Origin of the sequence: Pseudomonas sp. 22085, assembly GCF_052045815.1 — a bacterium.
GTDB classification, from domain to species: Bacteria; Pseudomonadota; Gammaproteobacteria; order Pseudomonadales; family Pseudomonadaceae; genus Aquipseudomonas; species Aquipseudomonas glycinae.
Genome location: NZ_JBQEQA010000005.1, coordinates 200,474 through 224,875 on the forward strand (window position 1 = coordinate 200,474; position 24,402 = coordinate 224,875).

25 protein-coding genes are annotated in these 24,402 nt (G+C 60.3%); 9 read left to right on the top strand and 16 right to left on the bottom strand.

The window, feature by feature from the left end; genetic code table 11:
* Positions 1-10: 10 nt before the first annotated feature.
* Positions 11-811 carry a phosphatase PAP2 family protein gene (locus tag ACTJK7_RS07700; RefSeq protein WP_323150592.1) on the bottom strand — a complete coding sequence of 267 codons (801 nt, stop codon included), beginning with the start codon at positions 809-811 and terminating at the stop codon, positions 11-13.
* 104 nt (positions 812-915) lie between these two features.
* Between ACTJK7_RS07700 and hslO the strand changes: the two genes are divergently transcribed.
* Together hslO and ACTJK7_RS07710 are read left to right on the top strand one after the other, a co-directional pair.
* Positions 916-1,818, top strand: coding sequence for an Hsp33 family molecular chaperone HslO (hslO, locus tag ACTJK7_RS07705; RefSeq protein WP_011331968.1), 903 nt, complete (start codon positions 916-918; stop codon positions 1,816-1,818).
* A gap of 181 nt (positions 1,819-1,999) precedes the next feature.
* The gene (locus tag ACTJK7_RS07710) at positions 2,000-3,541 is read left to right on the top strand and encodes a phosphoenolpyruvate carboxykinase (RefSeq protein WP_007952682.1); all 1,542 of its coding nucleotides are present in this window, start codon (positions 2,000-2,002) and stop codon (positions 3,539-3,541) included.
* Between the two features lie 77 nt (positions 3,542-3,618).
* Here ACTJK7_RS07710 and ACTJK7_RS07715 read toward each other — a convergent pair whose 3' ends face one another.
* The 6 genes from ACTJK7_RS07715 to ACTJK7_RS07740 all read right to left on the bottom strand — a co-directional run bounded on the left by ACTJK7_RS07715 (position 3,619) and on the right by ACTJK7_RS07740 (position 7,911).
* Positions 3,619-4,890: a type II toxin-antitoxin system HipA family toxin gene (locus ACTJK7_RS07715; protein ID WP_064382749.1), complete on the bottom strand. Its 1,272-nt coding sequence runs from the start codon at positions 4,888-4,890 to the stop codon at positions 3,619-3,621.
* The gene (locus ACTJK7_RS07720; protein WP_085654484.1) at positions 4,887-5,366 is read right to left on the bottom strand and encodes a helix-turn-helix domain-containing protein; all 480 of its coding nucleotides are present in this window, start codon (positions 5,364-5,366) and stop codon (positions 4,887-4,889) included. Before ACTJK7_RS07720 ends, ACTJK7_RS07715 begins: the two co-directional genes overlap by 4 nt.
* 149 nt (positions 5,367-5,515) lie before the next feature.
* A complete protein-coding gene (locus ACTJK7_RS07725; RefSeq protein WP_159085194.1) occupies positions 5,516-5,680 on the bottom strand; it encodes a hypothetical protein in 165 nt (54 codons plus the stop codon).
* A gap of 75 nt (positions 5,681-5,755) precedes the next feature.
* A complete protein-coding gene (locus ACTJK7_RS07730) occupies positions 5,756-6,055 on the bottom strand; it encodes a hypothetical protein (RefSeq protein WP_007952679.1) in 300 nt (99 codons plus the stop codon).
* Positions 6,056-6,399: 344 nt separating this feature from the next.
* Positions 6,400-7,527: a hypothetical protein gene (locus ACTJK7_RS07735; protein ID WP_440780479.1), complete on the bottom strand. Its 1,128-nt coding sequence runs from the start codon at positions 7,525-7,527 to the stop codon at positions 6,400-6,402.
* 102 nt (positions 7,528-7,629) lie between these two features.
* Positions 7,630-7,911 (bottom strand): hypothetical protein, encoded by a 282-nt coding sequence (locus tag ACTJK7_RS07740; RefSeq protein ID WP_064382752.1) that lies wholly within the window; start codon positions 7,909-7,911, stop codon positions 7,630-7,632.
* 304 nt (positions 7,912-8,215) lie between these two features.
* Here ACTJK7_RS07740 and ACTJK7_RS07745 point away from each other — a divergent pair, with 304 nt between their 5' ends.
* Positions 8,216-8,719, top strand: coding sequence for a polysaccharide deacetylase (locus ACTJK7_RS07745; RefSeq protein WP_103385574.1), 504 nt, complete (start codon positions 8,216-8,218; stop codon positions 8,717-8,719).
* Positions 8,720-8,736: 17 nt separating this feature from the next.
* Here ACTJK7_RS07745 and ACTJK7_RS07750 read toward each other — a convergent pair whose 3' ends face one another.
* A complete protein-coding gene (locus tag ACTJK7_RS07750; RefSeq protein WP_267895892.1) occupies positions 8,737-8,871 on the bottom strand; it encodes a hypothetical protein in 135 nt (44 codons plus the stop codon).
* Positions 8,872-9,105: 234 nt separating this feature from the next.
* On the opposite strand from ACTJK7_RS07750, the gene ACTJK7_RS07755 reads away from it, so the two are divergent.
* The 3 genes from ACTJK7_RS07755 (at position 9,106) to ACTJK7_RS07765 (ending at position 12,830) form a co-directional block, all read left to right on the top strand.
* Positions 9,106-11,034: a RecQ family ATP-dependent DNA helicase gene (locus ACTJK7_RS07755; protein WP_323150593.1), complete on the top strand. Its 1,929-nt coding sequence runs from the start codon at positions 9,106-9,108 to the stop codon at positions 11,032-11,034.
* A gap of 109 nt (positions 11,035-11,143) precedes the next feature.
* On the top strand, positions 11,144-12,367 hold the full coding sequence (locus tag ACTJK7_RS07760; RefSeq protein ID WP_064382755.1) for a 3-hydroxyacyl-CoA dehydrogenase: 1,224 nt from the start codon (positions 11,144-11,146) through the stop codon (positions 12,365-12,367).
* Positions 12,368-12,398: 31 nt separating this feature from the next.
* Positions 12,399-12,830, top strand: a complete 432-nt coding sequence (locus tag ACTJK7_RS07765) for an acyl-CoA thioesterase (protein WP_159085195.1) — start codon at positions 12,399-12,401, stop codon at positions 12,828-12,830.
* A gap of 65 nt (positions 12,831-12,895) precedes the next feature.
* Here the strand turns inward: ACTJK7_RS07765 and ACTJK7_RS07770 are convergent, their stop codons facing one another.
* The 4 genes from ACTJK7_RS07770 to ACTJK7_RS07785 all read right to left on the bottom strand — a co-directional run bounded on the left by ACTJK7_RS07770 (position 12,896) and on the right by ACTJK7_RS07785 (position 17,828).
* A complete protein-coding gene (locus ACTJK7_RS07770) occupies positions 12,896-13,375 on the bottom strand; it encodes a YMGG-like glycine zipper-containing protein (RefSeq protein WP_011331978.1) in 480 nt (159 codons plus the stop codon).
* A 288-nt stretch (positions 13,376-13,663) separates the two neighbouring features.
* The gene (locus ACTJK7_RS07775) at positions 13,664-16,012 is read right to left on the bottom strand and encodes an FdhF/YdeP family oxidoreductase (RefSeq protein WP_064382758.1); all 2,349 of its coding nucleotides are present in this window, start codon (positions 16,010-16,012) and stop codon (positions 13,664-13,666) included.
* On the bottom strand, positions 16,009-16,848 hold the full coding sequence (gene fdhD, locus ACTJK7_RS07780; RefSeq protein WP_108559110.1) for a formate dehydrogenase accessory sulfurtransferase FdhD: 840 nt from the start codon (positions 16,846-16,848) through the stop codon (positions 16,009-16,011). The genes ACTJK7_RS07775 and fdhD overlap by 4 nt, the downstream gene beginning before the upstream one ends.
* A gap of 92 nt (positions 16,849-16,940) precedes the next feature.
* On the bottom strand, positions 16,941-17,828 hold the full coding sequence (locus ACTJK7_RS07785; RefSeq protein WP_011331981.1) for a LysR family transcriptional regulator: 888 nt from the start codon (positions 17,826-17,828) through the stop codon (positions 16,941-16,943).
* A 137-nt stretch (positions 17,829-17,965) separates the two neighbouring features.
* On the opposite strand from ACTJK7_RS07785, the gene lysM reads away from it, so the two are divergent.
* The gene (gene lysM / locus ACTJK7_RS07790) at positions 17,966-18,406 is read left to right on the top strand and encodes a peptidoglycan-binding protein LysM (RefSeq protein WP_039764611.1); all 441 of its coding nucleotides are present in this window, start codon (positions 17,966-17,968) and stop codon (positions 18,404-18,406) included.
* 42 nt (positions 18,407-18,448) lie between these two features.
* Here the strand turns inward: lysM and yrfG are convergent, their stop codons facing one another.
* On the bottom strand, positions 18,449-19,111 hold the full coding sequence (gene yrfG, locus ACTJK7_RS07795) for a GMP/IMP nucleotidase (protein ID WP_323150595.1): 663 nt from the start codon (positions 19,109-19,111) through the stop codon (positions 18,449-18,451).
* 88 nt (positions 19,112-19,199) lie between these two features.
* Here yrfG and nudE point away from each other — a divergent pair, with 88 nt between their 5' ends.
* Positions 19,200-19,766 carry an ADP compounds hydrolase NudE gene (gene nudE, locus ACTJK7_RS07800; protein ID WP_064382762.1) on the top strand — a complete coding sequence of 189 codons (567 nt, stop codon included), beginning with the start codon at positions 19,200-19,202 and terminating at the stop codon, positions 19,764-19,766.
* 11 nt (positions 19,767-19,777) lie between these two features.
* Positions 19,778-20,605, top strand: coding sequence for a 3'(2'),5'-bisphosphate nucleotidase CysQ (gene cysQ / locus ACTJK7_RS07805; RefSeq protein WP_323150596.1), 828 nt, complete (start codon positions 19,778-19,780; stop codon positions 20,603-20,605).
* Between the two features lie 13 nt (positions 20,606-20,618).
* On the opposite strand, the gene ACTJK7_RS07810 is transcribed toward cysQ, so the two are convergent.
* Genes ACTJK7_RS07810 through ACTJK7_RS07820 form a run of 3 tightly spaced genes read right to left on the bottom strand, consistent with a single transcriptional unit; the run spans position 20,619 to position 24,308 of the window.
* Positions 20,619-21,074 (bottom strand): YiiD C-terminal domain-containing protein, encoded by a 456-nt coding sequence (locus tag ACTJK7_RS07810; protein ID WP_108559113.1) that lies wholly within the window; start codon positions 21,072-21,074, stop codon positions 20,619-20,621.
* 40 nt (positions 21,075-21,114) lie between these two features.
* A complete protein-coding gene (locus ACTJK7_RS07815) occupies positions 21,115-22,503 on the bottom strand; it encodes a sigma-54-dependent transcriptional regulator (RefSeq protein ID WP_064382765.1) in 1,389 nt (462 codons plus the stop codon).
* Positions 22,500-24,308 (bottom strand): sensor histidine kinase, encoded by a 1,809-nt coding sequence (locus tag ACTJK7_RS07820; RefSeq protein WP_440780485.1) that lies wholly within the window; start codon positions 24,306-24,308, stop codon positions 22,500-22,502. The genes ACTJK7_RS07815 and ACTJK7_RS07820 overlap by 4 nt, the downstream gene beginning before the upstream one ends.
* Positions 24,309-24,402: the final 94 nt, after the last annotated feature.

The following is a 24,402-nucleotide window of genomic DNA, read 5'->3' on the forward strand; positions in this document are numbered from 1 at the left end:
CCATCTTTGATTACCGCGCGGACACCACGCTCATCCGCGAAACCACCGGCAGTTTGCCCAGCAGCCGGAACACCGGCGCCGTGACCTTCAGCCAGAAGTTCGCCGCGTGATAAGCAAAAGGCGTGTAGTAACCCCAGCCCAGTGCCCAAATCGCCAGCAGCATGCCGCCGATGTAATCGTCCTGACCCCAATGTGCACCGGCGACCAGACGCGGCAACATGAACAGCAGCGCCAGACCCCAGATCACCAGGAACTGACCGACCGTACGGCTGAACACGCCCATGAAAAGAGCCCAGATCAGCAGCACCGAGGCGTGGTCACCGGGGAAGCTCTGGCTGGAGCGATCTTTCAGCTCCCAGGTCTTCTCAAGATGCGGGAAGTAATCGCTGATATGCACCGCGCCTTCGAGCACCATCGACGGGCTGCTGTGCTGCCAGCCCATGTGATCGGAGAACTTGGAAAACAGCGCGCGGATCACCACCATCAGCAGCAGGATCGAAAAAAAACCGAAAAATGCGCGGCGTACATCAATTGCCCTGAACACCCAGTCGCCCTTGATCAGCAGCATCAGCAGAATCACACCGACGACAATGTCGAACGGTCGCAGACTTGCAATTGCCCAGATGTGGAGCCATATGGGGTTGCTGGCCAGCGGTGCGTTGAGTGAGCGGAACAGCCACTCGTCGAAAATCACACACAGCATCTGACCTGTAGGCCATAACCAGAAAGCCAGTAGTGCCAATGGCACAACGTTGCACAGAACCAGCCGGCCGAGGATCCACCTTGATTGGAACAAACCCGGATTGTTCATAAAATGCCTCCCGTGGCTGAACATCGGCATCAAAAAGGATGCCAGAAGCGCGGGATTTTCATTCTTTGTAACCATTTTGTCATCACATTCAGATACCCAGACCTATGACCGATTTCCTCGATACCGATTACACCCAACGCTTCATCTTCGATGACAGCGACACGCGCGGCGAACTGGTGTCGCTGGAGCGCAGCTACGCCGAAGTGCTCGCCAAGCACCCGTACCCGGAACCGGTTGCGCAATTGCTGGGTGAACTGATGGCCGCCGCCTCGTTGCTGGTGGGCACCCTGAAATTCGATGGCTTGCTGATTCTTCAGGCCCGTTCCGAAGGCCCGATCCCGCTGCTGATGATCGAGTGCTCCAGCGAGCGCGAGATTCGTGGCCTGGCGCGCTACCACGCCGAGCAGATCCCGGCCGACGCAACCCTTGGCGACCTGATGCCGAACGGTGTCCTGGCCTTGACCGTCGACCCGATCGCCGGCCAGCGTTATCAGGGCATCGTCGACCTCGACGGCGAAACCCTGTCCGACTGCTTTACCAACTATTTCGTCATGTCCCAGCAGGTCGGCACTCGCTTCAAGCTCTGTGCCGATGGCCGTCGTGCCCGTGGTCTGCTGCTGCAGCAACTGCCGGCCGATCGCCTGAAAGACGAAGAAGAACGCGCCGCCAGCTGGCAGCACATCACCGCGCTGGGCAACACCCTGACCGCTGATGAACTGTTGAGCCTGGACAACGAAACGGTTCTGCATCGCCTCTACCATGAAGAGCAGGTTCGTCTGTTCGATGTGCAGAAACTGCGCTTCCACTGCAGCTGCTCCCGCGAGCGTTCGGGCAATGCACTGGTCAGCCTGGGTCTGGAAGATGCGCAGGCACTGGTGGCCGAGCAAGGTGGCCAGGTCGAGATCGATTGCCAGTTCTGCAACCAGCGCTACCTGTTCGACGCGGCGGATATCGCTCAATTGTTCGCTGGCGCGGGCGTCGAGACGCCGTCAGATACCCGGCACTAAAACGGTTCAGCGCAGGTAAATTCACTGCTCAACGACGGAATTACGCCGTTACGACGGGAGGGCCCTACTCTTTTTGGGCTTTTCTGGCATAATCCGGCCCACTTTTTTCGCGGTAGTAGTGCACGACTTTCTACTACAAAACGTTTGGAGCACACTCGGCCACTGGCCGACGGGGAACCTCATGACGCAAGCCAATAACGCCGTGTACACCGATCTGAGTGTTGATGATCTGGTAAAAGAAGCCCTGAACCGCGGTGAGGGCGAGCTTGCCGATACCGGCGCTCTGGTTGTTCGCACCGGTCATCGCACCGGCCGTTCGCCAGTCGACCGTTTCATCGTTGAAGAGCCTTCCACCCAGGCAGCCATCGCCTGGGGCCCGATCAACCGCAAGTTCCCGGCCGACAAGTTCGACGCGCTGTGGGCTCGTGTTGAAGCATTCAACAACGCGCAAGAGCATTTCGTTTCCCACGTGCATGTAGGCGCGGCCGAAGATCACTACCTGGCCGTGAAGATGACCACCCAGACTGCCTGGCAGAACCTGTTCGGTCGTTGCCTGTTCATCAACCCGGCCCAGTACAACCCGGCCGGTCGCGAAGAGTGGCAAGTGCTGAACGTCGCCAACTTCGAGTGCGTGCCTGAGCGTGACGGCACCAACTCCGATGGTTGCGTGATCATCAACTTCGCCCAGAAAAAAGTGCTGATCGCCGGCATGCGTTACGCCGGTGAAATGAAGAAAGCCATGTTCTCCGTGCAGAACTTCCTGCTGCCGGCCGCTGACGTGCTGCCGATGCACTGCGCTGCCAACATCGGCGAAGAAGGCGACGTGACCCTGTTCTTCGGTCTGTCGGGCACCGGCAAGACCACCCTGTCCGCCGACGAAAGTCGTTACCTGATCGGTGACGACGAACACGGCTGGGGCGAAGGCGTTGTCTTCAACATCGAAGGCGGCTGCTACGCCAAGTGCATCGACTTGTCCGAGAAGAACGAGCCGGTCATCTGGAAAGCCATCAAGCACGGCGCGGTGCTGGAAAACGTCGTGATCGACGACGCCAAACACGCCGACTACGCCGATGTCAGCCTCACCCAGAACAGCCGCGCGGCCTACCCGCTGGAGCACGTTGCCAAGCGTTCCGAGAAGAACCTGGGCGGCGAGCCAAACGCTGTGATCTTCCTGACCTGTGACCTGACCGGCGTCCTGCCGCCAGTGTCGATCCTCAACGAAGAACAAGCGGCCTACCACTTCCTGTCCGGCTACACCGCACTGGTGGGCTCGACTGAAATGGGCTCGGGCAGCGGCATCAAGTCGACCTTCTCCACCTGCTTCGGCGCACCGTTCTTCCCGCGTCCGGCCGGCGAATACGCTGAACTGCTGATCAAGCGCATCCGCGGCTTCGGCTCCAAGGTCTACCTGGTCAACACCGGCTGGACCGGCGGCGGCTACGGCGTTGGCAAACGCTTCAACATCCCGACCACCCGCGCGGTGATCGCAGCGATCCAGAGCGGCGCGCTGATCGGTGCAGCCACCGAGCACCTGGACACCATCAACCTGGACGTGCCACTGGCCGTACCGGGCGTCGAAACCAACCTGCTCAACCCACGCAACACCTGGGCTGACAAGGCTGCGTACGACGAAGCTGCAAAAGCACTGGCCGGTCTGTTCATCGAGAACTTCAAGAAGTTCGAAGTGAGCGACGCGATCAAGGCTGCCGGGCCTAAGTTGTAAGACTTAGTTTTGGTGAATGAAAAAGCCGCCTGTTGAGGGCGGCTTTTTTGTGGGTGATGGATTAGTTGCGGTCGCTTTTAATATGCCGACAGCTGGAATGCGGGGGCCATTCTTTCCTGTTCACGTCTCGGAATGCCGAGCGCACCAGCCAATTCCGGCCACTGCGTTACGGTCTCTTTGAAGTCGTTGATGATTTTGTCGGCATCCTCTCGGTCAAGCCGGAAGTTAATCGCCACTTCCCGAGCAAGGTCCAGATCCAGTGCGTTATCAGAGTCCGTGATGTTCAGTTTCAACCCATCCGCGTTCGCCACCGGATTCATGTCGTAAGCCTCAGACAACCTCCACCCGCGACCAGGATCGAGAAGGAATCCGTGGTTGCGCAAGTGGTCGTCGGTGTTCGAAACGAGGATGTTGAAGACGATTCGCGACCACAGCTCGCGCAGGTCGGTGTCGACTTCAGAGCCGTGTTCAATGATTACTCGAGCCAGTTCGATGTAGCTGGCGCCGTTCGAGGCATCGTCACCGTCGACGCGGTCGGTCATGGTCATGGCTGAGGCGAAGTGGAAGCGGCCACCGGATTTGCTTCGGTCAAAGCGCTTGACCATGAAGCAGTGGTGCTGGCTTGCGTAACGTTGAGCGGTGCCAGTCGCTACTCTTAACCCGCAGTTCTTGGCCAGAGCATTCACCACCATTTCCCAGGCACCGACGTCGTAGTCATCTCGAATGCTCGGAAACTTGGCGATCCACAGATGACCGTGGCGATCTGCGACGCTGGCCTTGGGTCTGGCGCCACCCAGCGAGCCGCCGGGTGCGATCAGCATTTTCAACCACTCGCGTCCTTCAAGTGCTGTGTTGTCTGGGTCGTTTTCCAGTGCACGGCTTGCTTGCTCCAGTGCGCGCAACTCCAGAAACGGCGGGGCGGCTATGCCGTCGCGGTCATCAAGAAAGCTGCCTTCATCGTTGAGCTTGTAGCGCAAGCCTCCAACGCGAAAGAGGTCATGTACACCCAGTAGGCAGTCGGATTCGTAAAGCTTGCTGCCGCTTGGCAACAGCCCGTCGCGAATGTCTCGCTCCAGACGCCGTTTCATCAGTAAACGTCCCCAACGATCGGGGCTTGAGTCTGCAAACGCGCCGAACTGGGTTTGGTGCCCGCCGGGAAACTGGTGCCCTTCGAAAAGGTTGATGCGGGGATCGAGCTTTATAAAGCTCAGTTCTGGATCGGCCAGTGCGGCTGGATCGTACTCAAACTCGAACACTTCGTTAGCACGGGCCTTTCTGGCATGCAGAAATCCGAGGCGTCTTGCGCCATTCAAGGATTCCCAATCTGCATAAACCGCAATTCGCGTCATTCTTCACCTGTTTTGGAGCCGCTTTTTTTCTTGTTCAACAGTTCTGAAAGCGAGTGGGTGTTGAGGGGGAAGTCTTCGGTCAGACTGGCGATGTAGGCGCTGTCTTCCTCCACTCGTGTGCTTTTTTCGCCGACCAGAGGCGACTTCTTGATCCTGGATGTTCCGCGTACTCGCTGGGGTTTTGCTCCAGGCAGCAATTGTGCGTCCTGCAATCGGCGCCCCATCTCATCGGCTTCGGCCAGTTTATTCAGGTCCTTTTCCAGCCCGAGTACCTGCATGACCGACAGATAGGCACCGATGGTTACCCCCGAGCCTCCGGACTCTAGAGAGCGCAACGTTGTCAGCGACATGCCTGATCGTTCTGCGACTTGCTTGGCCGTCAGTTTTCGGCGCAGGCGGGCCAGCTTCAGGCGCTCGCCAAACTCGGAAAGCAGTCTGGAGGTCGCCGGCAGGAGCGATGCTGTCTTATTAGCCATGTGCCAATATTCCTTCTTTTTTTAGCTTTAACTACCAGAATAGTAGCACTTAAGACTGAGAGGAATATTCGGCAAGACAACTGGAGGCAGAAACGCCTAATTGGAAGCATTCCAGCTGTTTTTATGGCTAATGAGCAGAATTTTGGTACTTATTTGTCTTGGTCATTGTCAGCACACGGGGCGTTGTGAAGATGTTCTTCGATTTTCAGCGGCATCTTTGGAGCAGGTTTCGAGTTGAGGTCTCCGTGCTCGCGGCGAAAGATTTCATCCGCCTGTTTGACGCTTTCCATCAGCTCATCAAAAAATTTGCTCACGAGAATCTCCATTGTTTGATTGGGTTTTTTCCATCGCTCTCAGGTAGCGCCTGAGAGCGATTCGTTCACTCAGCCTCAGGCCGGCGCTTTCCAGTTGAGCATTCGCTGCTGGGCGACCTGGAGCAGGTCATAGCCGTCTTTGGTGAGAAGGTAGAGTGCGTGTGTGATGTGCGGGATGTCTTCGACGTCGGCGTGTTTGAAGCAGAGGCAGTAGAGGGTTTGCAGCAAGTCGCTTGAGGCGCGCAGGCGCTGGACGGCGCATTCGAGGATGTCTTGCGGGTTGGCCTCGGTGTCGATGACCAGGGGCTTGGTGTCGGTGAGGTTGGAGTCGAGTGGGCGGTAGCGATCGGAGTGGAGCTCGTTCCATGATTTCATTTTTTTCTATCTCTGTAGGCATCGATGAACCGCTGCTACCGTGACCAAGCGGTGGAGGCGGACTGTGTTCAAGTTGGTCAAACCGGCAGAGATAACCCGGTACGCCGAAGCGTCCCAAACACAGCCCGCCATAAAGCGTGCCGACAGAAAGAGGTCGGCAGCATACAAGGGCATGCATCAGTTATCTCTGTTTTTCAGGTGACCAAACCTGAATCGCTGATTAGGCAGCGACACTCACAACTATAGATTTGGGCTAACAGGCGCCGATAGAAGACAAGGCGCCGCTGCGTGTAGGAACGGGATGCAGATTCGGGCAGTCCGTTCCTACAGATCAATCACGGTTTTCAACGAATCGCCCGATACCCCTCAACATCCAGCACACTCGTCGTCAGCCCGGTCGCCGGGGTGTAGATCCCGCCTTTCACCGTCGAGAACGGCACGCCTTTGCTGCCCAGCGAAACGTAGCGCTCGCCTTGATCCAGCTCGGTGAACCAGGTGTAGGAGCACTTCTCCATGGCCTTGTATTTCGCTGCCGCGTTGACGATGGCGGCGGCATGGTTGCGCAGGTCGGCGTCGGTGAGGTTGAGGTTTTTGTCGAGTACGGTGCCCCAGCGTTTCAGGCAGACCTCGGCAAAGTGGCGGACGATGAGGCCGGGTTCGGCCAGCACTTTGGGACCACTGTTGCCATCGGCGGAGGCGTTACCGACCAGGGTGGCGTGACGGCCAGGCATCGGGAAGATGCTGGTCTTGGTGCCGGTCGCGGTTTGCGGGATGACGCAGCTGAAACCCTTGGAGCGTTCGTCCCGTGCATAAAAGCCCACGTATTCCTTTACGTTGTAATTGAGTTTAACCCGATGCTCCTGAAAGTTACCGATACCAGGTACCGGATCAATGGCGAAGATATTAACCGGAATGTTTGTCAGCATGCTGTCATTGAACATAGCGTTGGCCAGCATATGGCAACTGATACCGCCACGGCTCCAGCCCACCAGATTGACTTTTGTTGGAATAACGCCGTCCTTGCGGAAGGTTTTAATGATTTGTTCCTGCAATTTCTGTTGGGTGACGCTGCGGTCACCATAGTTATATTTGCGCCATAGCCAGGAACCTTCGACCTTTACATCTTCAATCGGGATGCCGGCGGCTTTGAGGCGGTTGTATTCCGCTTCGGTCAATTGCTCGCGCTGCCAGTCACACTTGCCTTTGATGATGTTTACCGCGTGCTGGACGTTTTCCTCCCAGCCCTTGCCGAACAGGGTTCCGCTGAGGCCGTAGTCCTTTGATTGGGTGAACAGTTCATCGGCTTGCAGGTTACTGGTGTCGGGGCCGTCGACCACGATCCATTCGGCGAACTCGCGACCCGCGTGATGTGAGGCGAGTGTGGATACCAATTCACCATTCCAATAATTTTCGTGGGCGTTATCAAACTTTGTCGAACCTGTACCGCAAAAGAAAATAGTTAACGTAGTCATGTTGTTGCTCCTGGTTGATGTAAGAGCAAGCAGGCTAGTTCTCAACTTTGCAGTAATGGAAGCGATGGGTTGTTGCGAGCTTTGTAAATTTTGAATCTGGCGTTAATTATTTATTCGTTGCCTGGCAACTTCCAGCAAGTCACAACCGTCTTGGGTCAATAAATAAAGCGCATTGACGATGTTGGGGATGTCTTTCACATCGGCCTGTTTGAAACACAAGCAGTAAAGAGTTTCCAGCAGATCGCTGGCGGCACGCAGACGTTGATCGGCGGCATTGAGCAGGTCTCCCGGTTCTGCCTCGGTGTCGATAACCAATACCGGTTTTTCGCTGTCGCAAGTCTTGAGAGGGCGAAAACGGGTATTCAGCGGTTTGTACATATTCATGATCAAGGTGTGTCCCTTACGAAGTCGCTTCGGTGAGCCGACACAGAGTTTTCAGTCGCGCCAGCCACTATAGAAGGGCGCTGACCGGAGGGACAATACGGCCGCAATGGACAGATTTCGTAAGGGTTTTTTCCATGATATGGGCATTTGCCCTACATGTTTTTTCGGTTTTTCAAAGCCAAACCCTTATTGGCGAATTTTCCGACGTGATTATCAGGCGTTTCAGAGTAAACCTCTGTATGGTGCGCGCCAGAATCCGTAGGGCGTTTCCAAACGTCCTGCACAGGCTTAAAGGGAATTAGGTATGCAGTGGCTACGAATGGCCTCGATCGTTTTGCTGTGGGTTAGTGGTTGTCGTCTGGCGTTGGCCTCCGACGCGGGCAACGGGTTGGTGCTTGCCAACCTGGAGCGCACCGGTTGGCCCGACGCGCTCGCCACTCAGGCCGACATCGACACGGCTGCCCGCGCGCAGGTGCTGGTTTTCGCCAAGGCTCTGCTGGCAAGCGAAGCCCTGGACGAGCCGCAACTCACACAACGACTGGGCGTGCAGCAAATGCAGCTCAAGTCGATCAGACAAGTACGCGACGGTCTGTGGGATCGCCTGCTCAACACCTACCGCAATGCCAGCACTCAGTGCGACGAGCAAGCATTTTGCCCCCGTGTCCGTAGCGTTGCCGACTTGCGTCAACTGGCGGCAGCCTTCACCGGCGATATCAGCCCGGCTCATGCACGATGGGCGAGCAAGAGCCTCGATGTGCATGAACGGGTGCTGGATGAGCAACTGCGGGTAGCCGTATTGCGGCCCTGACACAGCGCTTGCGGGGGTTAAGTCGATGGCGCTTCGGTGACGGTCACAACGCTGGCCAGGATCGGCGGAAAGTCGTCTGGAGAGGGCGTGCAGCCTCCCAGCAGCAGGGAGGCAAAGATCAGGGCGAGGGGCAGTTTCAAGTTGTTCGACATATTCACTCCTTGGTAAAAATCCATGCACATGGGCCGTCCTGGCTCAAGGCGTGACGGACATTACCCTCGGGTCGTTCCACACGGCGATGAACAAAGTGTTTCATTTGATTGATCCCTTGACCGAGCCGGCGACCCTGTATCATCCCGTTTCGATTTGACCCCCGACCTATTCTCGACTCGCTGCAATTGCCCGCTAGGCTGTTGGCATCACAGCGGTCAACGGAGTGACAGCGAATGCACAACACCCTGGAACAGGTTTTCGGTTATCCACAGTTTCGACCCGGCCAGGAGGCCGCGATCAGCGCTGTGCTCGCCGGGCGCTCGGCCGCCGCGATATTTCCCACCGGCTCCGGCAAATCCCTTTGTTACCAGGTCCCGTCACTCTTGCTGCCGCACCTGACGCTGGTGGTCTCACCGTTGCTGGCGCTGATGCAGGATCAGCTCGAGTTCTTGCGCCGGCACGGGATATCCGCAGGCAGCATCGACTCGGCACAGACCCGCGAAGACGCCAACGATGTGATGGCCCGTGCCCGTTCGGGTGAACTGAAGATCCTGATGATTTCCGTGGAGCGTTTGAAGAACGAGCGCTTTCGCAATTTTTTGCAGCAGGTGCCGATCTCGCTGCTGGTGGTGGACGAGGCGCACTGCATCTCCGAATGGGGCCACAACTTTCGCCCTGACTACCTCAAGCTGCCGGACTACCAGCGTCAGTTCAACATCCCGCAAACCTTGCTGCTGACCGCCACGGCAACGCCGAAGGTCATCGCCGACATGCAGGCGAAATTCTCCATTGCTGAAGACGATGTGGTGACCACCGGTTTCTATCGGCCCAACCTCAATCTGCTGGTCGAGCCGGTGCGTGGGCAGGACAAGCGCCGACGGCTGGTGGAGTGGATGAGCGCGCGCGCGGGCCAGCCGAGCATCGTTTACGTCACCCTGCAGAAAACCGCCGAGCAGATTGCCGAACATCTTGAGCGCAATGGCATTCAGGCCGAGGCTTATCACGCCGGTTTGCCCCATGAACAGCGGGACGCGATCCAGAAGCGCTTCATGGGTGGGCAGTCCAATTGCATCGTCGCCACCATCGCCTTCGGAATGGGCATCGACAAGAGCGACATCCGCAACGTGGTGCATTTCGACCTGCCCAAATCCATCGAAAACTACAGCCAGGAAATCGGCCGTGCGGGGCGTGACGGGCAGCCGTCCGACTGCCTGGTACTGGCCAACCGCGACAGCCTCAACGTGCTGGAAAACTTCGTGTATGGCGACACGCCGGAACAGGAGGGCATTCGTCATGTGCTGGACGAGTTGCAGGCTGCTGCATCGGAAGGCCAATGGGAGTTTCTGCTCGGGCCGCTGGCGGATCAGAGCAACATTCGTGCGTTGCCCTTGAAGACGCTGTTGGTGCAATTGGAGTTGCGAGGACTGATTGCCCCGCGCTACGCGTACTACGCCGAGTACCGTTTCAAATACCTGCTTGAGCCCGAGGCTTTGCTCGAGCGTTTCGAAGGTGAACGCAGGGATTTCGTCGCCGCAATCATCCACACGTCGAGCCGTGCGCGCACTTGGGCCACGGTGAATTTCGAGGCGATGTACGAGCAGTATTCCGCCGATCGCAACCGGGTGGTGAAGGCACTGGATTATTTCCAGGAGAAGGGCTGGGTCGAGCTTGAGAGCAAGCAGATGACCGAGGTCTACAACGTCCTGCGTGGTGATTTCGACAGCCAGGCCTTGAGCGCTGAACTGCATGAGTACTTCACCCGCCATGAGCAAACCGAAGTGGCGCGGATTCACGCCATGCTCGAGCTGTTCGCCACCGAGCGATGTCTCGGTTATCGGTTAGCCGAATATTTTGGCGATCACAATGCGCCTCAGCGGTGCGGACATTGTTCCGTGTGCCATGGGCAAGTCGCCCGGCTGCCGGCGCCGCCGGAATTGCCGGCGCTTGTGGATAAAAACTTTACGGAGTTGTGTGGAGAATTTATCCACAGGCATCAGCAGCACGCCGACAGTGCTCCGTCGGCCGAGCGGCTGACCCGGTTCCTGTGCGGAATCAGCGTGCCGTTGTTTACCAAGCTCAAGGCCCGGGCCATTTCCGGGTTTGCGGCACTGGAGGAGTATCCCTACGCCGAGGTTCGGGCCTGGGCTCAGACGCATCTTTGAGCTCTCGAATCCATCTGCTGAATGTCGATCATCACGGCAATGAACTTCAAAAATGGCCGGTGGCTGACTATGGTGATGGCTGTCTTCGGATCGCCAACAAGAGAACAACATGAGCCAGACATCCTTCACTATTCAGCAGGCCGCCGTGATCGGCGCCGGCACCATGGGCCGCGGCATCGTCATGTGCCTGGCCAATGCCGGCGTGTCAGTGCAGTGGGTCGATAACAATCCACAGATGCTCGAGCAGGCGCTGTCCAGCGTGGCCGAGACTTATGCACACAACGTGCGACAGGGACGGATCGATCAGGCCGAAGCCGATGCGCGGATTGCCCGTGTCAGCACGGCGGCCGACTATGTGGCGATCCGTAATGTCGATCTGGTGATCGAAGCGGTGTACGAGAATCTTGAGCTCAAGCAGAAGATCTTCCGCGAGCTCGATGGCGTGCTGAAGCCCGAGGCGCTGTTGGCGAGCAATACTTCGGCGCTGGACATCGACGCCATTGCGGCCGCGACACGGCGGCCGACTCAAGTGCTGGGCCTGCATTTCTTCAGCCCGGCGCACATCATGAAGTTGCTGGAAATAGTCCGTGGCGCGCAGACCGCACCGGCTGTGCTGGAGGCTGCGCTGGACCTGGGCAAGCGCATGGGCAAGGTCAGTGTGGTATCGGGCAACTGCCACGGCTTTATCGGCAATCGCATGCTCCATCCGTACGTGCTCGAAGCGCGCAAGATGTTGCTCGAAGGGGCGTACCCGCATCAGGTCGATGCAGCCTTGCAGAGCTTCGGTTTTGCCATGGGGCCGTTTCGCATGTACGACGTGGTCGGCATCGATCTCGAGTGGCGTGCCCGCGAGCTGGCAGGCAAGGGGCAGGACGCGCCAGAGGTTCAGGTGGATAACCGTTTGTGCGAGCAGGGTCGGTTCGGTCAGAAGTCCGGCAACGGTTATTACCACTACGAGCCGGGCAGCCGTCAGGCCGAGCATGATCCCGAGGTCGATGCGCTGGTGTTGAGTGTCAGCGAAGGGTTGGGATTTCATCGGCGGGATATCGGCTCGGAGGAGATCCTCGAGCGGTGTCTGCTGGCGTTGGTCAACGAGGGCGCGAAGATCCTGCAGGAAGGGATTGCCGAGTCGGCGCATGACATCGATCAGGTCTATCTGAATGGCTATGGCTTCCCAGCGGAGCGGGGCGGGCCGATGGCCTGGGCGGACGATCAGGGGCTGGCCGATATTCACAAGCGATTGCTGGCGCTGGAGACCCGGCAGGGCGATCACTGGCGGCCGGCGCCATTGATCGGCGAGCTGGCGGCGCGAGGCAAAGGTTTTTACCTTTAGACTGGGCAGATCACTCCAGGAATCAACACTGATGTCCAACCCGATGCCGCAACGCAGCGATTACCCGCATTTCCAGCCGATCACTACGCGCTGGCACGACAATGACGCCTACGGCCACGTCAATAACGTCACCTATTACAGCTTCTTCGATACGGCGGTGAACACCTACCTGATCCAGGTTGGAGGGCTGGATATTCATGACGGCGAGGTGGTGGGGTTTGTGGTGAGTTCGTCTTGCGACTACTTCGCGTCGATCGCTTTTCCGGATCGAATCGAGATTGGCCTGCGGGTAGGCAAGCTGGGTAATAGTTCGGTGCAATACGAGCTGGCGGTGTTCAAGGCCGAAGAAGACGAGGCCTGTGCCGCCGGGCGCTTCGTGCATGTGTTTGTCGATCGGGCGTCCAATCAGCCGGTGTCGATCCCGGCCCCATTGCGTGAAGCGCTGGAGCGCCTGACGGTGTGACGGGCAAAAAAAATCGCAGCCCGGGGGAGCTGCGATCTGGGTGTATCGGCTAACGAGGCCTGGCCTCAGTCGCGATAGTAGCGGTGGTGCTTGCGATGGCCATAGGCATGACCACGACCTGGGTGACGGTCACGGTAGTAGCGACGATCATCATGGCGACGATCGTAATGACGATCATCGTCATCGCTCTTGTTGCCCATGTAGTTGCCCAGCGCGCCACCCGCGCCGCCACCGGCTGCTGCGCCGATCAGGCTGCCGGTGGTGCCGCCCATGCTGCGGCCGACCACGTTGCCGCCGGCTGCGCCCAGCGCACCGCCGATGGCTGCTTCGCCACGGCTGCGCTTGTCGGCGCCCACCGCACTACCACCCGCGCCGCCCAGGGCTGCGCCAATGGTTGAACCTGTACTGCCGCCTAAGGATTGACCGACGACCGAGCCAAGAACCCCGCCCAATGCGCCGCCCACACCTGCTTCGGTGGTGCCTCCGGCAGAAGCGAAGCCACTGACCAGGCCAAGGGACAACAAGAGAATCGAGGAGAACTTCATAGAGGAGCCTCAAAGGGATGACGGCGCGATCCTGAGGCTCTGCGATGGGCGTGACAATCGAAATCCGACGAATAGCACGACCTGTATACAATTGTGCAAGTTGCTGATTTTTGGGCGGAACTTAACGGTTTTTCGCCGGTCTTTAGCTACTTCGGACAGGCCGCTTTAATCACAAGGCGGCCTTTTTTGTGGGCGTTTGAAAAGTGCCTGCAAGATGTTTCGAGTCTGACTTTCGGACGCGGAGCGTCCACGGCTGCGCTCCCACGCAGAGCGTGGGAGCAATCAGAATCAGGCCGACTTGGCCATGATCAGCCCCGTCTCACTCGCCGCTTCCAGCCGGATAGCGATGAACTTCGACGTCGGCGTATGGCTGCCATCGCCGGTGCTTTCCAGCGGCACCAACGGGTTCACCTCAGGGTAATAAGCCGCCGCCTGCCCGGCAGGGATATCGAACGCCAGCAGCGTGAAGCCCTTCACCCGACGCTCGCGGCCATCGTCCCACAGCGACACGATGTCAGCCTTCTGCCCCGGCTTGAAGCCCAGGCGAATGATGTCCGCCTCGTTGGCGAACAGCACGTCACGCTGTCCCTTCACCCCGCGATAACGGTCGTCAAGACCGTAGATCGTGGTGTTGTACTGATCGTGAGAACGCATCGATTGCAGGATCAGGTCCGGCAGTTTGCCGGTGGCGCGGGTGCGTTCGTGGATCAAGTCTTTGGGCAGCAGGTTCGGCTTGAAGTTGGCCCGGCCCGACGTGGTATTCCACTTGCGCGCGCCGGCGCTGTTGCCGAGGTAGAAACCGCCCGGGTTCTTGACCTTCTCGTTGAAGTCCTTGAAGCCCGGAATGGTGTCGGCGATCAGTTCGCGGATGCGTCGGTAGTCGGCCACCAGCCAGTTCCAGTCCACCGGTTTGCTGCCCAGAGTCGCGGCGGCGATGCCGGCGATGATCGACGGCTCCGAGCGCATCTGGTTCGACAGCGGCTGCAACTGACCGTTGGAGGCGTGCACCATGCTGAACGAGTCTTCCACGGTGACGGCCTGCGGGCCTTCGGTCTGGATGTCGATGTCGGTACGGCCCAGGCACGGCAGGATCAGCGCGTCCTTGCCGTGGGCCAGGTGGCTGCGGTTGAGCTTGGTGCTGATCTGCACGGTCAGGTCACAGTTGCTCAGGGCCTGGAAGGTGCGCGGGCTGTCCGGCGTGGCCTGGGCGAAGTTGCCACCCAGCCCGATGAACACCTTGGCGCGACCTTCGGCCATCGCGTGAATCGCTTCGACCACGTTGTGCCCGTTATGGCGCGGCACCTTGAACTGGAAGCGACGCTCCAGGGAATCGAGGAACGCCACCGGCGGACGCTCGTTGATGCCCATGGTGCGGTCGCCCTGCACGTTACTGTGGCCGCGCACCGGGCACAGACCGGCGCCGGGCTTGCCGATGTTGCCGCGCAGCAGCATCAGGTTGGCGATTTCCTGGATGGTCGGCACCGAGTGACGATGCTGAGTGATGCCCATCGCCCAGCACATGATCACGTTCTTGCCTTTGGCGTACATGCGCGCCGCCTGTTCGATTTCCACCAGGGTCAGGCCGGACTGCGCAACGATCTGCTCCCACGGCGTGTCATCGACGACGCCGAGGTATTCCAGCACGTTGATGCTGTGTTCATTGAGGAAATCGTGATCGAACACGGCCGGTGCGCCAGCCTTCTGCGCATCGCGTTCCCATTGCAGCAGGAACTTGGCCATGCCGCGCAACACCGCCATGTCGCCGCCCAGTGCCGGGCGGAAATACGCGGTGTTTGTCGGCTTGTCGCCGTTGGTGAGCATCTCCAGCGGATGCTGTGGATGCTGGAAACGCTCCAGACCGCGTTCTTTCAGCGGGTTGACGCACACCACCTGGGCGCCGCGTTTGACTGCTTCACGCAGCGGTTCGAGCATGCGCGGGTGATTGGTGCCAGGGTTCTGGCCCCAGACGAAAATCGCATCGGCGTGTTCGAAGTCGTCGAAGGTCACGGTGCCTTTGCCGACACCGACGCTTTGCGCCAGGGCCACGCCGCTGGCCTCGTGGCACATGTTCGAGCAGTCGGGGAAGTTGTTGGTGCCGAACGCGCGCACGAACAGTTGATACAGGTACGCCGCTTCGTTGCTGGCGCGGCCCGAGGTATAGAACTCGGCCTGATCCGGACTCGACAGCGCTTGCAGGTGTTTGCCGATCAGCGCGTAGGCATCGTCCCAGCTGATGGGTTTGTAGCGATCAGTTTCGGCGTCATACACCAGCGGTTCGGTCAAACGACCCTGATACTCGAGCCAGTAGTCGCTCTGCTCCAGCAGCGAGGTGACGCTGTGTTTGGCGAAGAATTTGCCATCGACCCGGCGCTTGGTCGCTTCCCAGTTCACCGCTTTGGCGCCGTTCTCGCAGAACTTGACCATGCCGCTTTCCGGCGAATCGCCCCAGGCGCAGCCCGGGCAGTCGAAGCCGCCGTTCTGGTTGGTCTTGAGCATCATGCGCAGATTTTTCAGCGCGTTGTCGCTGGTCAGCCAGGCCTGGGCCACGCTGATCAGTGCGCCCCAGCCACCGGCCGGGCCCTTGTAAGGCTTGTAACGCGGAACGGGTTTCTGGTCGGCTTGATGATGTTGGCTCACGGGTGTTTCTCCATTTCTGGGCTATACACCCGCGGCGCGTTTTTCTGCGGCAGGTGGATGAGATTGAGGTTGTGGCGCCGGGCCCATTGCACGGCAAGGCCGGTGGGCGCGGACAGGCTGACCAGGGTCTGAATCCCGGCCCGCAAAACTTTCTGGATCAATTCGAGGCTGCAACGGCTGGTGACAATCGCCAGGCCACCGGCTGTGGATATCTTTTGCCGGATCAGGCCGCCGATCAGTTTGTCGAGGGCGTTGTGCCGGCCGATGTCTTCACGGCCCAGCAGCAATTCACCGCTGGCGTTCATGAACACCGCCGCGTGCACTGCGCCGCAATGCTGGCCCAGCGGCTGGAACGCACCGATACGCTGGCGCAATCCATCGAGCCATTCGGCGGGCGGCAACGGTGCGCCGGGCAAAACCCTGAGCTCAGGCAGCGCCTGCTCCACCGCTTCCACGCCGCACAACCCGCAACCGCTGGTGCCGGCCAGTTGCCGGCGTTGCTGTTTAAGGTTCCAGAAGGCGCGGTTGGCGATGGTCACTTGTGCGTATTGCGCCGAGCCCGAGCCGGTCAGTTGCAGGTCGTAGATGTCCGAGGCGTCTTCGATGATGCCGCTGCCGAGACTGAAGCCGACGATGAAGTCTTCAAGGTCTGTCGGCGTGACCAGCATGACGGCCTGGCTGATGCCGTTGTAGGCAATCGCCAACGCGACTTCTTCGGCCAGCGCGGTGCTGGCTGATTCCGCGAGGGGGAGATCGCTGTAGCTGTAGGTCTGACTGGCGGCAGGCGCGGGTGTTTCGAGAGCAGGCGCCGCGCAGGCCGGGCGCTTGGCGTTCATGGCATCACCGATGGATTGATCAACGTTAAGACTAGGCGCGGCAAGATGTCGCGTCTAATCGCTAGTGTCGATCCTTCGATAGATGCCGTCGATCAAGCGTCCGTGGGTGATTTTTGATAGAGCGCGAAACAGGCCTCGGCGAGCGCCGAGCGCGGGGCTCCTCGACGCATGATCAGGCCCAGGCGGGCGAGGGTCTGGGCGTTTTCGATGGGTTGCAGGCGCAGGTTATCCGTGAGGTTTTCCAGACCGCCGTCCAATGGCATCACCGCGCAGCACAGCCCGCCGTGCACAGCTTGCAACAATTGGTGAACGGCGTCGGTTTGCAGCAACGGTTGTGGCGTCAGGCCACGGCTGTGGAAGTTATGGTCGATGGATTGGCGAAAATGCATGCCGCTGGTGAGCATGCCCAAGGGCAGCTCGATCAGCGATTCCCAACTCAGCGGCGCCTGACCAAAACTGAAGAACCGCTGGTCGTAGAGCAGGCCCATCTGCGTTTCACTGAAGGCCAGGGATTCAAACCGCTCGCCGTCGAGGCGGTCCAGGTAAGACACGCCAATGTCGATGCGGTTGTTCGCCAGTTGCTCCAGAACCTGTTCGGAGCTCAGCGAGGACAGTTCGAAGCGCAGGTTCGGATGTTGTGCGTGCAGGCGTTGCATCAACGGCAGTGCATCGAAACTCGACAACGGCACCACGCCCAGCCGCAGGGTGCCGATCAGATTGCCGCGACAGGCCGCCGCTTCCGCCTGCAAACCGTCGTAGGCCGCCAGTACCGTGCGCGCCCAGGCCAGTACCCGTTCGCCTGGCGCGGTGAAACCTTCGAAGCGCTGGCCACGGTTGACCAGTGGCAGGTCGAGTTCTTCCTCGAGGCTGCGCAGGCGCATCGACAGGGTCGGCTGGGTGATGTGGCAGCGGGCGGCGGCCTGGCCGAAGTGGCGGGTTTCGTCGAGGGCGATGAGGAATTTCAGCTGCTTGATGTCCATCTTCGCTCCGGGGCGCTGGCAAGGGTGGGCGATTCTACCGCTTGCGCGGGGGCAGGGTCATTGGTCGGGCCGCAACCGGGTTTGTCCGGCGTGGTCTAGGCTTGGGCGTCTGGAACTTTAATCAAGGAGTGTGCGCTATGAGTCTTTTGAGCTTTGTGAAAGAGGCCGGTGAGAAGTTGCTCGACCTGTTGACCCCCGGCAACGCCAATGCCAGCGAGCAATTGAAGGAACATATCAGCAAGGTCGGGTTGGGTAACCCCAATGTCCAGGCGACCGTGGACGGTGACAAGGTGACGGTTACCGGTGAGGTGGCGAGCCAGGAAGAGAAAGAGAAGATTCTGCTGGCGGTGGGCAACATTGCCGGTGTCGGCAGCGTCGACGACCAGATCACCGTGACCGGGCCGGTTGTGGCGGCGGCGCGTTTTGTGGTCGTGAAGAAGGGCGACACCCTCAGTGCGATTTCCCTGGCGGTGTATGGCAACGCCAACCAGTACAACAAGATCTTCGAGGCCAACAAGCCATTGCTGTCACACCCGGACAAGATTTATCCGGGGCAGACGCTGCGTATTCCCGAGTAACAACACGCCTGCGGGAGCAGCCTTTGGCGGCTCCCGCAGTTTTCAGAGTCCTGCTATCAAATCGCGATAATCCTCGACCGCTGCAAACTCCCCGGTGTCCTTCGGCCCTTTGCGGCTGTCCGGCTCTTTCACCGCCAAAAGATGCGCCACGCCAAAACTCCGCGCACTGCGCAGGATCGGCAAGGTGTCGTCGATGAACAGGCTGCGTGCCGGGTCGAAGTCGATGTCGGCCTGCAACGCCTCCCAGAATTGCGGGTTCTCCTTGGGATAACCGTAATCGTGGGAACTGATCAGTCGCTCGAAGTACGGCGCCAGTTCGATGCGTTCGAGTTTCAGCGACAGGGAATCGCGGTGGGCGTTGGTGATCATCACCACCCGTTTGCCGGCGCGTTTGATCGCCCCCAGAAAAGTGTCGGCGTCCGGGCGCAGGGCGATCAGGTGGGCGGTCTCCAGTTTCAACTCACGCACCGACAGCTTCAGTTCCGCGCTCCAGAAGTCCAGGCAGTACCACTGCAACTGACCGGCATGGCGCTCGAACAACGGCTGCAGTTCCATTTCCGCCATGGCCCGGCTCACACCATGCAGTTCGGCGTAGCGCTGCGGCAGGTGTTCCAGCCAGAAGTGGTTGTCAAAGTGCAGGTCGAGCAACGTGCCGTCCATGTCCAGCAGAACGGTATCGATGTCGGACCACGGTAATGAAGGCATGGCAACGTCTCGAACGGTAGAAAGATATCCGACGCAAACAATCGGAAAAGCCGCGTTATAGTAGCGCGTTCACGCCAAGGAGCTTTGCATGCGCCAGAAACCCACCGTACTCGCCCGCGAGATCGTCGCCACCAGCCGGCTGTTCTGCGTCGAAGAGCTGAAGCTGCGTTTCTCCAACGGCGTGGAACGTACCTACGAGCGACTGGTCGGCAAGGGCGCCGGCTATGGCGCAGTGATGATAGTAGCGATGCTCGATGCCGAGCACGCGGTGCTGGTCGAGGAATACTGCGGCGGCACCGACGAATATGAACTGTCGCTGCCCAAAGGCCTGATCGAACCCGGCGAAGACGTGCTGGCTGCCGCCGAACGCGAACTCAAGGAAGAAGCCGGTTATGGCGCGCGACAACTGGAGCATCTGACCGAGCTGTCGTTGTCCCCCGGTTACATGAGCCAGAAAATTCAGGTGGTGCTGGCCACCGATTTGTACGAAGAGCGCCTCGAAGGCGATGAGCCCGAGCCGATGCGTGTGGACAAGGTCAACCTGCGGGAGCTGTCGGCGCTGGCGCAGAATCCGAACTTCAGTGAGGGACGCGCCCTGGCGGCGTTGTACCTGACCCGCGACCTGCTGACCCAGCGCGGATTTTTCCAGTCATGAGTGAGAGGCCGATGAATTTTCCCCATCCGTTGATGGCGCCGGTGGTTGAGCTGGCATTGCGGGCCGGTGAGGCGATCCTGCCCTTCTGGCGTGCCGATGTGGCCGTCACCGCCAAGTCCGATGATTCGCCAGTGACGGCGGCGGACATGGCCGCGCATCACGTGATCGTGGCCGGCCTGACAGCGCTGGATCCGAGCATTCCGGTGCTGTCCGAAGAGGACGCCAATATCCCGCAAAGCGTGCGCGCCGGCTGGCAGCGCTGGTGGCTGGTGGACCCGCTGGATGGCACCAAGGAGTTCATCAGCGGCAGCGAAGAGTTCACCGTCAATATCGCGTTGATCGAGAATGGCCGGGTGGTGTTCGGTGTGGTGTCGATGCCGACCAACGGACGGTTCTACGTTGGCGGCGCGGGACTCGGTGCCTGGCGCGGCGACAGGGGCGGCTCGCCGGTAGCGATTCAGGTGCGTGATGTGCCGGGGCCGGGCGAAGCGTTCACCGTGGTTGCCAGCCGCCGTCATTCGAGCCCGGAGCAGGAACGCTTGCTGGCCGGATTGAGTGCCAGCCTTGGCGAGTTGCAGCTGGCCAACATCGGCAGTTCGCTGAAGTTCTGTCTGCTGGCCGAAGGTGCGGCGGATTGTTACCCACGTTTGGCGCCGACTTCGCAGTGGGACACCGCAGCCGCGCAGGGCGTTCTGGAAGGGGCGGGTGGCGAGGTGCTGGACTTGAGTGGCGAAGCGTTCTGTTACCCACCACGGGAGTCGTTGTTGAACGGTTTCTTCCTGGCGTTGCCGGCGAAAGCCGCGTGGCGGGCGAAGCTGCTCGAACTCGCCCGCTCGTAAGCGCGTTCTGTCTTCAGCGGTGCAGGACGTACTGCCCGCTGAACGTCACCGCATCATCATCGCTTCCCGTATTGACCACCCGCGTACGGAGCGTCAGTCGCGCCCGCCCGTAGCGTTGATACATCGCCAGAAACTTCTTCCACACCGCAGCGCTCGGTGACGGGCAGATCGCAATGGCATCGCCCGTGACCGGCAGTGGATAACTGATCTGCCCTTCCTGAATCACGATGTGACCGTCTTCGATACCTTCCTCTTTCAAGCGCAGGTGCAGCCAGCCCCAACCGGCCAGCACCGCGCCGCAATACAGGCTGCCGCCGAACATGGTGCTCTTGTGGTTGACGTTGGCGTCCAGCGGCAAGTGCAGACGCAATTGCTGCTCGTGCCAGTCGAGCACCTTGAGGCCCATGTCCCGGGTCAGCGGGATGTCGTGGTGAAGGACGGATTCCAGATAACGACTGTCGTGCTTCATGCCCGAACCTCTTGCGGCAGAAAGGTGTATTGAGTGAAGTTCATTCGGATTCATCCGAATGGCCGCCGCTGCCGGCGAAATTCAGCCCGTGCTTGCGCAATTTGTCGTGCAGGGTCTTGCGCGGAATGCCCAGGGCTTCGGCGAGACTGCGCACGGAACTGTGAGAGCGGGCCAGTTCGGCGGCGATCAGGGATTTCTCGAAGTTTTCCACTTGTTCGCTGAGCCCTCCTGCAGTGATCTCGACGGTGGTGCCGGGGCTGCCATCGGGCTGCGTGTTGTCCAGGGCCAGCTCCAGGCCGAGAGCAAAACGCTCCGCCGCGTTCTGCAATTCCCGCACATTGCCCGGCCATGAATGGCGCAACAGCAACGCCCGTTGTGCCGGTTGCAGTTCGTGAGGTGGCAGTCCGTGGCGGGCGCTGGCTTCGTCGGCGTAATGCTGGAACAACATCAACGCGTCTTCGCCCCGTTCGCGCAGTGGCGGAATGCGCAGCGGCGCCACGTTCAGGCGGTAATACAGGTCGGCGCGGAAGCGCCCCTGATCGGCAGCCTGGCGCAAGTCTTCCTTGGTGGCGGCGATGACGCGGATGTCCAGCGGGATCAACTGATTGCCGCCCAGACGCTCGACCACTCGCTCCTGCAACATGCGCAGCAGTTTGACCTGTACGTCCATGCTCATGCTCTCGATTTCGTCGAGGAACAGCGTGCCGCCATTGGCGAATTCGAACTTGCCGATCCGGCGCTTTTGCGCGCCGGTGAAGGCGCCGGGCTCATGGCCGAACAATTCGCTTTCGACCACCGATTCGGCCAGCGCGCCGGCGTTGATCGCCACGAACGGGCCGTTACGCCGACTCGACAGATCATGCAGGGCGCGGGCGACGACTTCCTTGCCGGCACCGGTTTCGCCGAGGATCAAGACGTCGGCCTTGGTCGCCGCCAGTGCGCCGATCTGTTCGCGCAGGCGCAACATCGGCGCGGATTGACCGACCAGCCGCGCGCTCAACTCGTTGCGATCGCTCAGGGCCATGCGCAGGCTGCGGTTGTCCAGTACCAGACGCCGCAGGGCCAGGGCGCGGCGCACGCTGTCGAGCAGGGCGTCGCTGGCGAAGGGTTTTTCCAGAAAATCATAGGCACCGGCCCGCATGGCCTGCACGGCCAGTGGCACGTCGCCGTGGCCGGTGATCAGCAGCACCGGCAGTTCCGGATCCTGAGCGTGCAGCTCGCTCAGCAGTTCCAGGCCATCCATGCCGGGCATGCGGATGTCGCTGACCACGACGCCCGGCCAGTCTCGCTCCAGTTGCGCGGCCAGGCCCTTGGCTTCGGACAGCGGAAGAATTTTCAGGCCGGCCAGATCCAGGGTCTGGCCGAGGGCCTGACGCAGGTGCGGATCGTCGTCGATCAGCACCACCTGGATGCGGTTGTCGATGGTCATGCGCTTCGATCCTCGGACGGTTGCAGGCTGACCCCGGGTGCGCCGGCGCGCAGCCGCAGGGTGATCAAGGCGCCACCTTGCTTGTGGTTGGCGAACGACAGTTCACCACCGAAGGCGCGCATCAGGGTTTCGCAAATGGCCAACCCCAGACCCAGGCCCTGAGTGCGGGTCTTGGTCGTGTAAAACGGTTCGCTGGCACGGCCCAGTGCTTCCATGCAGAAGCCCGGGCCATTGTCGCGAATGTACAGGTTGACGCCTTCGTCGGTGGATTCGGCACTCAACCACAATTTGCGCGGCGGGCCTTTTTCGGTCAGGGCGTCGAGGGCGTTGGCCAGCAGGTTGCCCAGTACCTGGCGCAGTCGGGTTTCCCCGGCCTCGACCCACAGGGTGGCGGCGGGCAGGTCGCGGATCAGCTCGACATCCATGCTCCGGCGACGCTTGGCCAGCAAGGCGAGTGCGTCGTCCAGCGCCGGTTGCAGGGCGACGCTTTCCGGGGCGTGGCGATCTCTGCGGGCGAAGGCGCGCAGGTGAGCGATGATCGAGGCCATACGCCCGGTCAGCTCGCTGATCAGCTTGAGGTTACCTCGGGCATCTTCGGTGCGCTCGTGGTCGAGCAGCACTTCGGCGTTCTCGGCATAGCTGCGGATCGCCGCCAGCGGCTGGTTGAGTTCGTGGCTGATGCTCGCTGACATGGTCCCCAGCGCCGACAGTTTGCCGGCCTGTACCAGATCGTCCTGGGCCCGCACCAGTTCCTGCTGGGCCTGTTCGCGCTCGAGTACCTCTTGCTTCAGGCGCCGGTTAAGCCCTTCCAGATCGCTGGTGCGCTCGGCAACCCGGCCCTCGAGCTCCCGCCGGGCCTTGGCTTCGAAAGCGATCCGTTCCAGGTAATGACGACGACGCTGCATCATCAGGCCCAGCAACAGCATCACCACCAGCAAGGTCGCGCCGCCGATTGCCACCACTGTGCGCACCGGTCGGTCGATCAACGTGCGCGGGGCGAGGATACTGACGCTCCAGCCGGTTTCCGCGATCTCCTGTGTCTGCGGCAGCCACGCGGTCGGGCTCAGGTTCAAGGGCCGTGGCTCGCGGGTCGGGTAGGGCTGGATCGCGGCGATCGCCGCGCGCTCGGTATCGCTCAGGGTGCGGGTCGCGCGAAAACGCCATTCCGGACGCGAGGTGAGGATGACTACACCGTTGTGGTCGGTCACCAGCAGTTGTTCCGGGGTTTTGCCCCACAGGCTTTCGGTATGGTCGAGGTCAACCTTGATCACCAGCACGCCGATGATTTTTTCGCCGTTACGCACCGCCGCCGCAAAGAAATAACCGCGCTTGGCCGAAGTGGTGCCGAGACCGAAGAAGCGTCCAAGGCGTCCGGCCATGGCCTCGCTGAAATACGGACGGAAAGCGAAATTGCGTCCGACGAAGCTGTCGTGTTTGTCCCAGTTCGACGCCGCGAGCGTCTGACCGTTGGTGTCCATCAGGTACATGACTTCGGCGCCGGTCTGCGCGGCGATGTTTTTCAACAGGCGGTTGGCGTTGCCCTGGGTCACGCCGTCGTCCGGCGCCCCGAGCACCGCGCGCAGGGCCGGCAGGTCACCGAGGATTTGCGGCAGCACTTCATAGCGATGCAGCGTGCCCAGCAGGTTGGCGACGTAGAGGTCGAGGGTCTGACGGTTCTGGCCGGCCAGTTCGCTGCGGTAATAGCGCTCGGCCAAATGTTCCAGAGGCCACAGCAGCGGTGCCAGACACAGAGCCAGCAGGGCGAGACTGCGCCAGCGGGGGCGGCGGGGTAGGGTCGGAGTCATGAGCATCGAGCGCCTGTGAGTACAGGCGCATTATGCCTAGGCTTGCCGGCGCAGTCTGCGCACCCGTGGCCGGGTCTGCAGCGGCGCTGAAGAT

Bases quoted from the DNA above. Each gene is read 5' to 3' on its own strand.
- ACTJK7_RS07700 (WP_323150592.1), bottom strand. From the start codon at position 811: ATGAACAATCCGGGTTTGTTCCAATCAAGGTGGATCCTCGGCCGGCTG.
- hslO (WP_011331968.1), top strand. From the start codon at position 916: ATGACCGATTTCCTCGATACCGATTACACCCAACGCTTCATCTTCGAT.
- ACTJK7_RS07710 (WP_007952682.1), top strand. From the start codon at position 2,000: ATGACGCAAGCCAATAACGCCGTGTACACCGATCTGAGTGTTGATGAT.
- ACTJK7_RS07715 (WP_064382749.1), bottom strand. From the start codon at position 4,890: ATGACGCGAATTGCGGTTTATGCAGATTGGGAATCCTTGAATGGCGCA.
- ACTJK7_RS07720 (WP_085654484.1), bottom strand. From the start codon at position 5,366: ATGGCTAATAAGACAGCATCGCTCCTGCCGGCGACCTCCAGACTGCTT.
- ACTJK7_RS07730 (WP_007952679.1), bottom strand. From the start codon at position 6,055: ATGAAATCATGGAACGAGCTCCACTCCGATCGCTACCGCCCACTCGAC.
- ACTJK7_RS07735 (WP_440780479.1), bottom strand. From the start codon at position 7,527: ATGACTACGTTAACTATTTTCTTTTGCGGTACAGGTTCGACAAAGTTT.
- ACTJK7_RS07740 (WP_064382752.1), bottom strand. From the start codon at position 7,911: ATGAATATGTACAAACCGCTGAATACCCGTTTTCGCCCTCTCAAGACT.
- ACTJK7_RS07745 (WP_103385574.1), top strand. From the start codon at position 8,216: ATGCAGTGGCTACGAATGGCCTCGATCGTTTTGCTGTGGGTTAGTGGT.
- ACTJK7_RS07750 (WP_267895892.1), bottom strand. From the start codon at position 8,871: ATGTCGAACAACTTGAAACTGCCCCTCGCCCTGATCTTTGCCTCCCTG.
- ACTJK7_RS07755 (WP_323150593.1), top strand. From the start codon at position 9,106: ATGCACAACACCCTGGAACAGGTTTTCGGTTATCCACAGTTTCGACCC.
- ACTJK7_RS07760 (WP_064382755.1), top strand. From the start codon at position 11,144: ATGAGCCAGACATCCTTCACTATTCAGCAGGCCGCCGTGATCGGCGCC.
- ACTJK7_RS07765 (WP_159085195.1), top strand. From the start codon at position 12,399: ATGTCCAACCCGATGCCGCAACGCAGCGATTACCCGCATTTCCAGCCG.
- ACTJK7_RS07770 (WP_011331978.1), bottom strand. From the start codon at position 13,375: ATGAAGTTCTCCTCGATTCTCTTGTTGTCCCTTGGCCTGGTCAGTGGC.
- fdhD (WP_108559110.1), bottom strand. From the start codon at position 16,848: ATGAACGCCAAGCGCCCGGCCTGCGCGGCGCCTGCTCTCGAAACACCC.
- ACTJK7_RS07785 (WP_011331981.1), bottom strand. From the start codon at position 17,828: ATGGACATCAAGCAGCTGAAATTCCTCATCGCCCTCGACGAAACCCGC.
- lysM (WP_039764611.1), top strand. From the start codon at position 17,966: ATGAGTCTTTTGAGCTTTGTGAAAGAGGCCGGTGAGAAGTTGCTCGAC.
- yrfG (WP_323150595.1), bottom strand. From the start codon at position 19,111: ATGCCTTCATTACCGTGGTCCGACATCGATACCGTTCTGCTGGACATG.
- nudE (WP_064382762.1), top strand. From the start codon at position 19,200: ATGCGCCAGAAACCCACCGTACTCGCCCGCGAGATCGTCGCCACCAGC.
- cysQ (WP_323150596.1), top strand. From the start codon at position 19,778: ATGAATTTTCCCCATCCGTTGATGGCGCCGGTGGTTGAGCTGGCATTG.
- ACTJK7_RS07810 (WP_108559113.1), bottom strand. From the start codon at position 21,074: ATGAAGCACGACAGTCGTTATCTGGAATCCGTCCTTCACCACGACATC.
- ACTJK7_RS07815 (WP_064382765.1), bottom strand. From the start codon at position 22,503: ATGACCATCGACAACCGCATCCAGGTGGTGCTGATCGACGACGATCCG.
- ACTJK7_RS07820 (WP_440780485.1), bottom strand. From the start codon at position 24,308: ATGACTCCGACCCTACCCCGCCGCCCCCGCTGGCGCAGTCTCGCCCTG.